Source organism: Octadecabacter algicola, assembly GCF_021532625.1.
In the GTDB taxonomy this organism is placed as follows: Bacteria; Pseudomonadota; Alphaproteobacteria; order Rhodobacterales; family Rhodobacteraceae; genus Octadecabacter; species Octadecabacter algicola.
In genome coordinates this window covers 280,890-293,077 of record NZ_JAKGAR010000004.1, presented here as the reverse complement: position 1 = coordinate 293,077, position 12,188 = coordinate 280,890, and the positions used below count along the sequence as shown (strand labels likewise).

17 protein-coding genes are annotated in these 12,188 nt (G+C 54.4%); 14 read left to right on the top strand and 3 right to left on the bottom strand.

What is annotated here, in order from left to right; all coding sequences use genetic code 11:
- Nucleotides 1-115: 115 nt before the first annotated feature.
- Nucleotides 116-1,078, bottom strand: coding sequence for a malate dehydrogenase (gene mdh / locus L0666_RS16565; protein WP_235262499.1), 963 nt, complete (start codon nucleotides 1,076-1,078; stop codon nucleotides 116-118).
- A gap of 235 nt (nucleotides 1,079-1,313) precedes the next feature.
- Between mdh and L0666_RS16560 the strand changes: the two genes are divergently transcribed.
- A complete protein-coding gene (locus L0666_RS16560) occupies nucleotides 1,314-2,057 on the top strand; it encodes a sulfite exporter TauE/SafE family protein (RefSeq protein ID WP_235262498.1) in 744 nt (247 codons plus the stop codon).
- Here L0666_RS16560 and L0666_RS16555 read toward each other — a convergent pair.
- The gene (locus tag L0666_RS16555; protein ID WP_235262497.1) at nucleotides 2,054-2,356 is read right to left on the bottom strand and encodes a hypothetical protein; all 303 of its coding nucleotides are present in this window, start codon (nucleotides 2,354-2,356) and stop codon (nucleotides 2,054-2,056) included. The genes L0666_RS16560 and L0666_RS16555 overlap by 4 nt on opposite strands.
- Nucleotides 2,357-2,588: 232 nt before the next feature.
- Between L0666_RS16555 and L0666_RS16550 the strand changes: the two genes are divergently transcribed.
- From L0666_RS16550 to L0666_RS16495, 12 genes are all read left to right on the top strand, one after another.
- On the top strand, nucleotides 2,589-3,434 hold the full coding sequence (locus L0666_RS16550) for an HpcH/HpaI aldolase/citrate lyase family protein (protein ID WP_235262496.1): 846 nt from the start codon (nucleotides 2,589-2,591) through the stop codon (nucleotides 3,432-3,434).
- The gene (locus tag L0666_RS16545; protein ID WP_235262495.1) at nucleotides 3,431-3,976 is read left to right on the top strand and encodes an NnrU family protein; all 546 of its coding nucleotides are present in this window, start codon (nucleotides 3,431-3,433) and stop codon (nucleotides 3,974-3,976) included. The genes L0666_RS16550 and L0666_RS16545 overlap by 4 nt, the downstream gene beginning before the upstream one ends.
- Before the next feature lie 3 nt (nucleotides 3,977-3,979).
- Nucleotides 3,980-4,186 carry a DUF1737 domain-containing protein gene (locus tag L0666_RS16540; protein ID WP_235262494.1) on the top strand — a complete coding sequence of 69 codons (207 nt, stop codon included), beginning with the start codon at nucleotides 3,980-3,982 and terminating at the stop codon, nucleotides 4,184-4,186.
- Nucleotides 4,183-5,214 (top strand): MaoC family dehydratase, encoded by a 1,032-nt coding sequence (locus tag L0666_RS16535; RefSeq protein ID WP_235262493.1) that lies wholly within the window; start codon nucleotides 4,183-4,185, stop codon nucleotides 5,212-5,214. The genes L0666_RS16540 and L0666_RS16535 overlap by 4 nt, the downstream gene beginning before the upstream one ends.
- Before the next feature lie 244 nt (nucleotides 5,215-5,458).
- Nucleotides 5,459-5,842 (top strand): succinate dehydrogenase, cytochrome b556 subunit, encoded by a 384-nt coding sequence (gene sdhC, locus L0666_RS16530; protein WP_235262492.1) that lies wholly within the window; start codon nucleotides 5,459-5,461, stop codon nucleotides 5,840-5,842.
- A gap of 12 nt (nucleotides 5,843-5,854) precedes the next feature.
- Nucleotides 5,855-6,226, top strand: coding sequence for a succinate dehydrogenase, hydrophobic membrane anchor protein (sdhD, locus tag L0666_RS16525; RefSeq protein ID WP_216035367.1), 372 nt, complete (start codon nucleotides 5,855-5,857; stop codon nucleotides 6,224-6,226).
- A gap of 29 nt (nucleotides 6,227-6,255) precedes the next feature.
- Nucleotides 6,256-8,061, top strand: coding sequence for a succinate dehydrogenase flavoprotein subunit (gene sdhA, locus L0666_RS16520; protein ID WP_235262491.1), 1,806 nt, complete (start codon nucleotides 6,256-6,258; stop codon nucleotides 8,059-8,061).
- Entirely contained in the window at nucleotides 8,061-8,342 is a 282-nt protein-coding gene (locus tag L0666_RS16515; protein ID WP_235262490.1) for a hypothetical protein, read from the top strand. Before sdhA ends, L0666_RS16515 begins: the two co-directional genes overlap by 1 nt.
- A complete protein-coding gene (locus tag L0666_RS16510) occupies nucleotides 8,339-8,629 on the top strand; it encodes a hypothetical protein (protein ID WP_336246283.1) in 291 nt (96 codons plus the stop codon). The genes L0666_RS16515 and L0666_RS16510 overlap by 4 nt, the downstream gene beginning before the upstream one ends.
- 19 nt (nucleotides 8,630-8,648) lie before the next feature.
- On the top strand, nucleotides 8,649-8,945 hold the full coding sequence (locus L0666_RS16505; RefSeq protein ID WP_235262489.1) for a succinate dehydrogenase: 297 nt from the start codon (nucleotides 8,649-8,651) through the stop codon (nucleotides 8,943-8,945).
- Between the two features lie 33 nt (nucleotides 8,946-8,978).
- Nucleotides 8,979-9,758 (top strand): succinate dehydrogenase iron-sulfur subunit, encoded by a 780-nt coding sequence (locus tag L0666_RS16500; protein ID WP_235262488.1) that lies wholly within the window; start codon nucleotides 8,979-8,981, stop codon nucleotides 9,756-9,758.
- A gap of 302 nt (nucleotides 9,759-10,060) precedes the next feature.
- Nucleotides 10,061-10,675, top strand: a complete 615-nt coding sequence (locus tag L0666_RS16495) for a VPLPA-CTERM sorting domain-containing protein (RefSeq protein ID WP_235262487.1) — start codon at nucleotides 10,061-10,063, stop codon at nucleotides 10,673-10,675.
- A gap of 134 nt (nucleotides 10,676-10,809) precedes the next feature.
- Here the strand turns inward: L0666_RS16495 and deoD are convergent, their stop codons facing one another.
- Nucleotides 10,810-11,523: a purine-nucleoside phosphorylase gene (gene deoD, locus L0666_RS16490; protein WP_235262486.1), complete on the bottom strand. Its 714-nt coding sequence runs from the start codon at nucleotides 11,521-11,523 to the stop codon at nucleotides 10,810-10,812.
- 144 nt (nucleotides 11,524-11,667) lie between these two features.
- On the opposite strand from deoD, the gene L0666_RS16485 reads away from it, so the two are divergent.
- The gene (locus tag L0666_RS16485) at nucleotides 11,668-12,024 is read left to right on the top strand and encodes a hypothetical protein (protein ID WP_235262485.1); all 357 of its coding nucleotides are present in this window, start codon (nucleotides 11,668-11,670) and stop codon (nucleotides 12,022-12,024) included.
- The last annotated feature ends 164 nt before the right edge of the window (nucleotides 12,025-12,188 follow it).

Below are 12,188 nucleotides of genomic sequence, written 5' to 3'. Positions count from 1 at the left end.
GGAATTATTCCAGCATAATTGGGAATCACATAAGCTAAAACCTCGCTGGGCCGAGGCTCAAAAGAAAACGGGCGCCCTAGTGGGCGCCCGTTTCAAATCGTCTGGGTGGCTTGGCTTAAGCCAAGGAGCCGTCAATTTCCTGACATGCCTTAACAAGACCCTGAACCGCAGCAACGGATGTGTCGAACATCTCTTGCTCTTCTTTGTTCAGTTTGATGTTCACAACACGCTCAACACCGCCGGCGCCGATCACTGTTGGAACGCCAACATACATGCCATTCAGACCGAGCGCGCCGTCAACGTATGCTGCACATGGCAGAACGCGTTTCTGGTCTTTGAGGAAGGCTTCCGCCATCTCAATCGCGGATGTTGCAGGTGCGTAGAACGCTGACCCTGTTTTCAACAGACCAACGATTTCTGCGCCGCCATCACGTGTACGCTGAACGATCGCGTCCATTTTGTCCTGTGTTGTCCAACCCATCTCGATCAGGTCAGGCAATGGAATGCCGGCAACTGTGGAGTAGCGCACGGATGGTACCATCGTGTCGCCGTGGCCGCCCAATACGAACGCAGTAACGTCCCGCATGGAAACTTCGAACTCTTCCGCAAGGAAGTGACGGAAGCGAGCGGAATCAAGAACACCTGCCATGCCGCAAACCATGTTGTGTGGCAGGCCAGAGAATTCGCGCAGTGCCCAAACCATCGCATCGAGCGGGTTTGTGATACAGATAACGAACGCGTTTGGTGCGTGCTTGGCGATACCTTCGCCAACAGATTTCATAACCTTAAGGTTGATGCCCAACAGGTCATCACGGGACATACCAGGCTTACGTGCGACACCGGCTGTCACGATACATACGTCTGCGCCTGCGATGTCTGCATAATCAGAAGTGCCGGACATTGCAGCGTCAAAGCCTTCGGAAGGGCCGGATTCTGCGATGTCGAGGGCTTTACCCTGTGGCAAGCCGTCAGCGATGTCGAACATGACAACGTCACCAAGTTCTTTCACAGCTGCGAGGTGGGCAAGGGTGCCGCCGATGTTGCCGGCGCCGATCAGGGCAATTTTAGGTCTGGCCATTTTGAATGGATCCTTCGTGTACGTTCAGGTTGATCGTATTGGTGTATTTCCGAGGATTGCCTAGTCCTTTGCGCCCCGTGGTGCAAGCCTGCTGCGGCGCAGCACCACGCAAACCCTTATTTATTGGCCATTGTTTCTGGCCCAACCAATGCGTTAGCGTAAACACGAACCGGTCTCTGGTATACAATTGCATGCCGAGTCAACGAAGTGATTCCCATCCTCGAAAGGCCAAGACATGGAAGGCACGACATTCTGGGCGCTGGCGGTTCTGGCGGCGTTTTGCATTGGCTTGTCGAAAGGCGGGGCTCCCGCATTCGGGACTTTGGCCGTACCAATTATGGCCTTATCGATCTCGCCTGTAGCGGCTGCAGGGCTTTTGCTCCCGGTATTCTTATTCTCGGATATTTTCGGGGTCTGGGCTTATCGAAATCACATCCACTGGGGCGTCGTAAGGATTGCGGTCGTTGGACTGCTTGTCGGGACGGCCGTGGGTTGGGCAACGGCGCATGTTGTCCCCGAACGACTTGTCCGGGTTCTAATCGGGCTCATCGGGTTTGTGTTTGCGCTCTATTTATTGACCAGTCGCAATGGCGAAGTTGACCCAAAGACGATTAACAAAAAGGCTGGATGGTTCTGGACGTCGATCGCAGGTTTCACCAGTTTTGTAAGCCACGCCGGAGCGCCTCCTTGGCAGGTTTGGGTTCTACCACTAGGCTTGCCAAAAATGGTTTTCGCTGGCACGACGGCGGTTGCATTTGCGATTATGAACATGCTGAAGGTCATACCTTACTACATGTTGGGGCAGCTTCAGTTCGAAAGTCTTAAAGTGACTTTAGTGTTGTTCGTACCCGCATTTATTGGCGTGATGGCGGCGTACCAGCTGGTCCGCGTTATTTCCGTGCGGGTATTCTATGCGATCGTGACTTGGATGCTGTTGGCTGTATCGGTCAAGTTGATCTGGGACGGACTGACAGGTTAAGCGCCACTATCCATGTTTGGCAGTCCTTCAGCCAAAACCTGAAAGGCTTCGCCACTCGCAACAAGGCACGTCGGACCGCCCGGCATTGTAACAGTGATCGTCCAAGTTCCGGTTTCGAGCGAAGCAAACACCTCAACCACGGTATTGTCAGATCCAACTCCGATCGACTGGCGGGACTCACCATAGCCGGAGGCCAACCGTTCAACGACAAGCGCGTGCTGGGCACAGTTGCTGGATTGCGCTGTGGCGGCTGTGGCCAAAAAAGTAGCAGCACAGGCGAGGTTCAGGATCTTGGACATTGCATTCGTCTCCTTACAGCGGCGGTAAAACGGGCCGTTGGACGTGGTTAATTTCAACTTTAAATCTGCAATTAGTCTGCGCTGTTAACCTTTGATAATTGGTTAACAGACTGGAACGGTGCCGTTGCGCTGCGATGCGGCATTTTCGCCCTTGCAACATCACAAAAAATCTGGCCCTTTTGGCGCAACATAATTTCAAGGCCCTGAGCGCCCCCAAATTCGAGAGTTCGCCATGTCACGACCACACCGTTCTGCCCTTTATATTCCTGGCTCTAAACCGCGTGCGCTGGACAAAGCGCGTGGCTTGCCCGTGGATGTGATCCTGTTTGACCTCGAAGATGCGGTCACGCCTGGGGAAAAGGTTGTCGCCCGTACAACCCTGGCCGAAGAGCTTGGCAAGGGGGGCTACGGCGCGCGTCTGCGCGTTGTTCGGATTAACGGATTGGACACAAAGTGGGGCAAAGAAGATGCCGCCGCCGCCGATAATATGGATTGTGATGCAGTGCTTTTGCCCAAGGTTAACAGCGCCGCGGATGTTGACGCTTTGGCGGCTCTGACGAACAAACCGATCTGGGCGATGATGGAAACGCCATTGGGCATCCTGAACGCATTGGAGATCGCGGCGCACCCGAAGATCAAAGGCTTCGTGCTGGGGACAAACGACCTCGCCAAAGATTTAAACACGCGCAGCCGTGCGGGCCGTGAACCGCTGCTGACATCTTTGCAATTGTGCCTCTTGGCGGCCCGCGCGCATGGCGTTGTTGCTGTGGACGGCGTCTATAACGCGTTCAAAGATGAAGAAGGTTTCAAAGTTGAATGCGAACAAGGCCGTGACATGGGGTTTGATGGCAAAACGCTGATCCACCCTGCACAGGTCGATGCCGCGAATGCTGCCTTTGCCCCAACAGCGGGTGAAATTGATCTTGCAAAACGCCAGATCGCCGCTTTCGCGGAGGCAGAGGCTGCGGGACAGGGGGTCGCCGTTGTTGACGGCAAGATTGTTGAAAACTTGCATATTGAAACCGCCCGCGCGACCTTGGCCAAAGCAGCAGCCATCGCGGAGCTTGAAAGCCAATGACACTTATCATCCTCGGCCTTGTCCTTTGGGCAGGTGTTCACTTTTGGAAACGGGTCGCACCTGACCACCGCGCCACGTTTGGCGAAAAGGGCAAAGGCATCGTTGCCATCGGTAGTGTTATCGCCATTGTTCTTATGGTGATCGGTTATCGCATGGCTGAAGGGGCAGTCTTTTGGGGCCGCACTTCGGCGATGACTGGCATCAACAACCTGTTGATGTTGTTTGCATTCTACCTGTTTGCCGCGTCCGGTAAGGGGACCCGTATCACCCGCGCCATCCGCCACCCCCAACTGACGGCGACGGTTGTTTGGTCCATCGCGCACCTCTTGGTGAACGGGGATACACCGTCTTTCGTTCTGTTTGGTGGCCTTGGTCTCTGGGCTCTCGCAGAAATGGTTGTGATCAATCGCGCCCAAGGTCCGCGCGGCGCCTACCACGCCCCACCTATCAAATCCGAAGTCATCGCCGCCGTTGCAACCCTTGTGGTGTTCAGCATCGTCGCGGCGATTCATATTTGGCTCGGCTACAACCCGTTTGGATAACATATGACCACTATTTACCGTTTTCTCACTGAGGACGACACGTCCGCATTTTGTCACAAAGTCAGTGAGGCTCTGTCCAAAGGCTGGGCGCTTCATGGCGATCCGCAATATACCTTCGATCAGGCCAATGGTGTTTTACGTTGCGGGCAGGCCGTAACCAAAGAAGTCGATGCAGATTATACTCCAAACATGAAGTTGGGCCAACAATGACCAAAACGAATTCCGGCCGCTTCTTTGAAGACTACCGCTTGGGCGAAGTGATCGACCACGCCGTGCCACGGACTGTTTCAGGCGGCGAGCGGGCACTGTATCACATGCTTTATCCGGCACGTCACGCGCTGCATTCGTCCGATGCCTTCGCTCAAGATTGCGGATTGCCAAACAGCCCGATGGACGATCTGATCGCGTTTCACATCGTCTTCGGGAAATCCGTCCCTGATATTTCACTGAACGCCGTGGCAAATCTTGGCTATGCGGAATGCCGTTGGCTTTTGCCTGTTTGGCCGGGGGACACGATCCGTTCGACATCCGAAGTCATCGGCCTCAAGCAAAACTCAAACGGCAAATCCGGCGTTGTTTATGTGCGCACGACGGGCACGAACCAAAACGGCGAAACTGTTATGCAGTTTGTGCGCTGGGTCATGGTGCGCAAAGGAAATCTGGACGCCCCTGCACCAGAAACCGTCATCCCCGACCTCGCCAAGGTCGTTGAGGTCGCTGATCTCGCGATTCCCGATGGCCTGAGCTTTGAGAACTACGATTTCACACTCGCCGGAGAGCTGCACCGCTATGGCGATTACAAGGTCGGTGAAATTATCGACCACGTTGATGGTGTGACGATTGAGGAAGCCGAACACATGATGGCGACGCGGCTTTGGCAGAACACCGCTAAGGTTCACTTTGATGTAACATCCCGGCCTGACGGCAATCGCTTGATCTATGGCGGTCACGTGATCTCGATGGCGCGGGCATTGACGTTCAACGGCCTCGCCAATGCGCAAATGATGGTGGCCATCAATGGCGGCGCACATGCGAACCCGTGCTTCTCGGGTGATACCGTGCGCGCATGGTCCGAAGTTCTCGATACCGCGCCAACTTCTGCGCCCGGCGTCGGTGCGATCCGTTTGCGGCTCGTTGCGACCAAAGGCGGAGAGGTCGGCACCCTAAAGGCCGAGGATGGAAAATACCTGCCGCATGTGTTGCTTGATCTGGATTACTGGGCGTTGATTCCCATCTAAATAGCCGGTGTTGATGTATATTCCGACTATTTCAGTAGGAAATCTCATTTTCGCAATCTTTGATTAATTTGTGATCACTGGCCGCAAAGCTGTGATCACAAATTGAAAATAATGTACTCCGCACGCCAGTTTTACCGAATGTTAGCGCCCATCATCCGTGACACTCGCTGAATATCCTTTAAGAAGGTGGCAAGATATGCCGTGGCATAGCTGCGGCAAATAGCCAGCGTAAGGGATTGAATACATGGCCGACGTGAATAGGGGCAATCGCCCGCTGTCTCCGCATTTGTCGATCTATCGACCACAACTCACCTCAATGACGTCGATCTTTACACGTCTGACAGGGAACGCCCTGATTGTGGGTGCGTTGTTGGCGGTTTGGTGGTTCGTTGCACTCGCAGCTGGGCCTGATGCCTACGCCCGCGCAAACGGGTTCATCACCAGCTGGTTTGGCGACTTGATCATGTTCGGGTCTGTTGCCTGTATCTGGTATCACATGCTTGCCGGCATCCGTCACCTCGTGTGGGACAGCGGTCATATGCTTGACGTTGAACGCTCAGAGCTTGCGGGTATGGCGATCATTATTGTGTCGGTCTTGCTGACCATCTTCACCGTCATCGTATTGTAAGGGGGCTGAAACATGGCTTTTTTAACTGATCGTAAACGCGCGGTGGGCATGGGCTCCGCCAAATCCGGAACTCAGCACCATTGGCAGATGATGGTATCCGCCGTTGGGCTTTGTGTTCTCGTGCCGCTGTTTGTCTTCACTTTTGGCTATGCGCTGGGCATGTCCTATGAGGACGCCGCCGCATACTACGCCCGCCCATTCCCGGCGATTGTTGGCATCCTGACCTTGCTGGTTGGTTTCTACCATTTCAAAGGTGGCGTGCAGACATTGATCGAAGATTACGTGCACGGCTTTGCACGCAAAGCACTGATCATCGGCTCTATCTGCCTGAGCTACGCCGCCGCTGCTGCTGGCGTTTTCGCTATCGTGCGAGTTGCCCTGTAAATCGGGCCCTATAAGACTGGACATTTCCCATGGCTGAATACGAATACGAAACCCACGAATATGATGTTGTTGTGGTTGGGGCTGGCGGCGCTGGTTTACGCGCCACGCTCGGCATGGCCGAACAGGGCCTGCGCACAGCTTGTATTTCCAAAGTTTTCCCGACACGCTCGCACACTGTGGCGGCACAAGGCGGTATCGCGGCATCCCTGTCCAATATGGGGCCGGACCACTGGCAGTGGCACATGTATGACACCGTTAAAGGGTCTGACTGGTTGGGCGATACGGATGCGATGGAATACCTCGCTCGTGAAGCTCCCAAAGCGGTCTACGAACTTGAACACTATGGCGTGCCGTTCTCCCGTACGGAAGAAGGTAAGATCTACCAGCGTCCGTTCGGTGGTCACACTACAGAATTCGGCGAGGGCCCTGCGGTTCAGCGGACTTGCGCCGCGGCTGACCGGACAGGTCACGCAATCCTTCACACGCTTTATGGTCAGTCTCTGAAACAGCAGGCTGAGTTCTACATTGAATACTTTGCGATCGATCTGATCATGTCCGACGATGGCGTTTGCACGGGCGTTGTCTGCTGGAAGCTCGACGATGGCACGATGCATGTCTTTAATGCCAAGATGGTTGTTTTGGCGACTGGTGGCTATGGCCGTGCATACTTCTCTGCCACATCCGCGCACACCTGCACAGGTGATGGTGGTGGCATGGTGGCCCGTGCGGGGCTGCCGTTGCAGGATATGGAATTCGTTCAGTTCCACCCAACAGGTATCTACGGCTCCGGCTGTCTGATCACCGAGGGTGCACGGGGTGAGGGCGGTTACCTGACCAACTCCGAAGGCGAACGTTTCATGGAACGCTATGCGCCAAACTACAAAGACCTCGCGCCGCGTGACTACGTGTCTCGTTGTATGACGATGGAGATCCGCGAAGGTCGCGGTGTTGGCTCCAACGGCGACCACATCCACCTGAACCTCAACCACCTCCCGAAAGAAGCTTTGGCCGAACGTCTGCCAGGTATTTCTGAATCTGCGAAAATCTTTGCAGGTGTGGACGTGAACAAAGAACCGATCCCAGTATTGCCAACTGTGCACTACAACATGGGCGGTATTCCAACGAACTACTTCGGGGAAGTGCTGAACCCGACCGCAAAAGACCCCAACGCCGTTGTGCCGGGCCTGATGGCCGTTGGCGAAGCTGGCTGCGCGTCCGTTCACGGTGCGAACCGACTTGGGTCTAACAGCCTCATCGACCTTGTGGTCTTTGGTCGTGCTGCTGCGATCCGCGCTGGCGAAGTTGTGGACCGTTCTTCTGCGATCCCATCCACGAACACTGCATCAGTCGACAAAGCGTTTGATCGCTTTGATGGTCTGCGCAACGCGGACGGTGGTACAACAACCGCGGATCTTCGCCTTGAAATGCAAAAGGCGATGCAAGAAGACGCAGCTGTGTTCCGCACGGACAAAACCCTGAAAGAGGGCGTCGAGAAAATGACAGCAATCGCGGGCAAAATGGGCGACCTCAAAGTTACCGACCGTTCGCTCGTTTGGAACTCGGACCTGATGGAAACGCTGGAACTCGACAACTTGATGCCAAACGCACTGGCCACAATCGTCGGTGCCGAAGCGCGTAAAGAATCCCGTGGTGCCCACGCACACGAAGATTACGCCACTCGGGACGACGAGAACTGGCGCGTTCACACCATCAGCCGGATTGAGGGTGCAAAGGTCGAACTGTCTCACCGTCCTGTCATCACAGAACCGCTGAGCACGGAAAAAGAGGGCGGCATCAGCCTCAAGAAGATCGCGCCGAAGGAACGGACGTTCTAATGCGCTTGGCTGGTTTCCTCGCAATCTTGACTGTAATGGGGTGCGGCACGGCAAGTGCCGCCGACCGCAGCGCTGCGCGTGGGAAACTGGCCGTCTATTTGGGCGTGTCGACCTCCGAGCGGACCGATCCGTCCGCCGTAGATTGCATTCTGGATCGCATGGCGGATGATCAGGTTCAGGCCTTTCTCGCCGCGCAAACCGGGGCCGAGCAGTCTGATATTTTGGGCGGCATCCAAGACCTGAACGGGATGGCAACCTGCATGCAGGAGGCTTCATTGTGATCCGCATTGTTTCACTCGTGTCTATGCTGATCCCGTTGACCGCCTGTGCGGCAGTTCCAATAACGCCTGAACGGGCGGCGGAAATTTGCGAAGAGAAAGCAAGAGCCGCGCAAGGGCCGACGGGATCTGCTAGCGTTGGTGCTAATAGCGAAACAGGGGCCTATAGCGGTTTGGAAATTAGCTTGTCGTCAGATTTCTTGGCGGGGCGCGATCCCAACGACGTCTACGCCGAATGCATCTATGATCGAACGGGCGCTGCCCCGATCCGACCCCTCGTATTGCGTTAACTTAAGTAAGGAGAGACTTATGAAACCGATTATTGCTCTTGTTGCCGCCGCATCTCTAACTGCCTGTGCTGTGGTTGAAACCGCCGCCGTTGATACGGGCCGCGCTGCTGCTAAGGCTGCAGTCACACCGATTGTCGCGGATACTGTTCCGGGCCCGGCTGGTGTAGCGATCACAGATTGCATCATCGATAACGCATCCGGGCAAGAACTGCTTACGCTGGCTGCGGGCGGGACATCCGCCGAAAACGTTGCGCTGGTCGGTGAAATTCTTGCTCGCACTGAAACAGTGGCCTGCGCGACTTCTGCACTCACTTAATTTCTGGCCCATACCTGATAGGAGCCTTCCAAAATGGTTCAACTGACCCTGCCCAAGAATTCCCGCATGACGACGGGCAAAACATGGCCCAAGCCTGAAGGCGCCAGCAACCTGCGCAAGGTGCAGATTTACCGCTGGAATCCTGACGACGGTAAGAATCCGAGCCTGGACACTTATTTCGTGGACATGGATACCTGCGGGCCAATGGTTCTGGATGTCCTGATCAAGATTAAGAACGAGATTGATCCAACTCTTACCTTCCGCCGGTCCTGCCGCGAGGGTATCTGCGGCTCCTGCGCGATGAACATCGATGGGATCAACACGTTGGCTTGTATCTACGGCATGGATGAAATTGCGGGCGATATCAAAATCTATCCTCTGCCGCACATGCCAGTCGTCAAAGATTTGATCCCTGATCTGACACACTTCTACGCGCAACATGCGTCTGTCATGCCGTGGCTGGAAACCAAGACGAACCGTCCCGCCAAGGAATGGAAGCAGTCCATTGAAGATCGTAAGAAACTCGATGGCCTTTATGAATGCGTGATGTGTGCGTCCTGTTCTACATCCTGCCCATCCTATTGGTGGAACGGCGATCGCTACCTCGGGCCTGCAGCGCTGCTGCATGCCTACCGTTGGATCATCGACAGCCGTGATGAGGCGACGGGCGAGCGTTTGGACGACCTTGAAGACCCGTTCAAACTCTACCGCTGCCACACGATCATGAACTGCGCAAAGACGTGTCCAAAGGGGCTAAACCCAGCGGCTGCAATTGCGCACATCAAGAAAATGATGGTCGAACGTACGGTCTAGTTTCCGAGAGGCTGTTACAGTCTTATTAACTATATGAAAAATTTACGGTGCTCTCGTAAGAGAGCGCCGTTTTTCTTTGGTCTCTTGAGCTATGAGGATGCCGACAATGGAGGGAGCTAGCTCAGTCTCTAAATACTGTCGAAGATGGTTGTCTGGGGTCAGATTTGACTGAGCCCTACTAATATGATATTTTTTACCTATTATTAATACTTTTTCTACCGACGAGACGTTTTTTTGTCTCAATTTTTCCACCTGATGAGACGCTTTTTGTCTCAGTTTTTCTAAATGTATTGGAGAGTAAAATGACTAAATATACGGTGCTTGCTGCTGCGCTAGTTGCCATGTCCGCTACGGTCGGTTCAGCTGCTACAATTGACACAATTGATGCTTCTAATGGCGGTGCGGGTACATACTTCGTTCCAACCTTGGGGCAGGAGACTACTGGCCCATACTATCGGAGCGCTTCTCAAGACTGGGGTTGGTCCCACAACGCGATCGCTTCCGGTTTTACGTCGGCTGTTTTGAACATCAGCGCCTATGATGTTGACGAAACACCGTGCGGATTGACGACCTGTGAGGTCGACAACATCAGCGCTTATGATGCCGATTCGAATACCTGGATGCTGCTTGGCTCACTGACAGGTGATAATAACGCGTTCTCATTCACTGAGTTTGACATCTATAACTTCAGCGGCGGTGTATTGATTGATGACATCGAAGCCGGTCTTCAGTTGAGCATGGATATCGACGCCTTGAACGCTGGTTGGCTGGTTAGCCTTGGCAAGTCTGTGATTTCAACAGACGGCGCTGGGCCAGGTAATCCGAACCCTGGCGTTGTACCGCTTCCGGCCGGTGGTGTTCTTCTGCTGAGTGGGTTGGCTGGAATGGCTGCATTGCGTCGTCGTCGTAAAAGCTAAGGCACACACTTAGATTTGATATTGGGGGCTGCACAGAAATGTGCGGCCCCTTTAGCTTCTGGTTTGAGGAATGTTCGCACCTAGTCGGAGCACCCTTAACAAACGTGACCTAAGCGCCAATTCATTTTTGGGCTTCAGGTGTTGTCTGCGAACGCAGCGCCCAAGGCGATCTCGACCATGTCTGCGAAACTGCTTTCACGTTGGTCGGATGGCAGCGCCTCTCCGGTTAGTAGATGGTCCGATACGGTCATGACACCAAGCGCTCGACGCCCATAGCGCGCAGCAAGGGTGTAAAGTTCTGCAGCCTCCATCTCGACACCGAGAATACCATGACGCTGCATTTCTTTGTTCAGGTCAGGGCGCTCGTCGTAGAATGTGTCGCTAGAATAGATTCCACCAACGTGCACGTCGACATCGATCTTTTCAGCCGCGTGATAGGCTTTGTGCAGCAGGCCGAAATCAGCGCTCGGTGCAAAATTCAGCTCGCGAAAAATCGTGCTGGATGGTGTAGATACAGTCGTTGCCGTTTGTGCAAGGATCACATCGCGGACTTTCACGTGCTCTTGCATACCCCCACATGAGCCAATGCGAATAAGCGTCGAAACGTCAAAATCTCGAATAAGTTCGTTTGCATAGATCGACATGGATGGCATTCCCATCCCGGACCCTTGGATCGTCACTCGATTGCCGTTCCACTCGCCCGTGAAACCGAACATACCGCGCACTTCATGCACCAGTTTGGCCCCCGTCAGGAACGTTTCGGCCGCCCATTTTGCGCGATATGGATCGCCGGGCATCAGCACGACGTCAGCGATATCGTCTTTTTCAGCTCCGATATGGATGGTCATAACGTCGGTCCTTTTGTTGTGATCGGTAGATGCTAGGCCGTGTCGCGAAGGGGTTCAAGCCGGAACCACAGGTCAGGGATTCCAGACTCGCACAGTCGTGAACGATGTTCAATATTTGACGGAGGAACCAAGAAAGGACCTAACATGTTTTACAAAACTCTCGGTATTTTTGCCCTCGTCGGTGGATTGGCGGCCTGCGATGTCGTGACCCACCCAGTTGCCGTCGTCGGCCCCAGCAACACCGTTTATCGTGGCACTGCCACAGCCACATTATTTGAAGGCGGCTGGTTTCAAGTCACCAATGGTGGCAACACATGTCGCGGCCAGTACCTGCCGGGCACGTCCAATTCGACGGTGACCTTCCCAGTTTCCTGCACCAATGGGCTAACCGGTATCGGTACAGCAACGTATCACACAGCCGTCCAAGGTGGCGGTGAAATTGTGATGCAAGACGGCACGCGCTGGCAGTTCATCTTCGGGCGCAGCGCATTAAATATCTAAGAACTTGGCGGCGGCGATATGTCTGGAACATCGGAGATGTCAGCCATGGAAGTTGAGGGCCTCGAAAGGATCCATGATGCCTCGACTTTCTCTGATCGCCGCTGCCGTGTTGCCAATGTAAGCCAATGCCCAGAGCGCCGAATTCGGCGGTTTCCTTCGCGCGA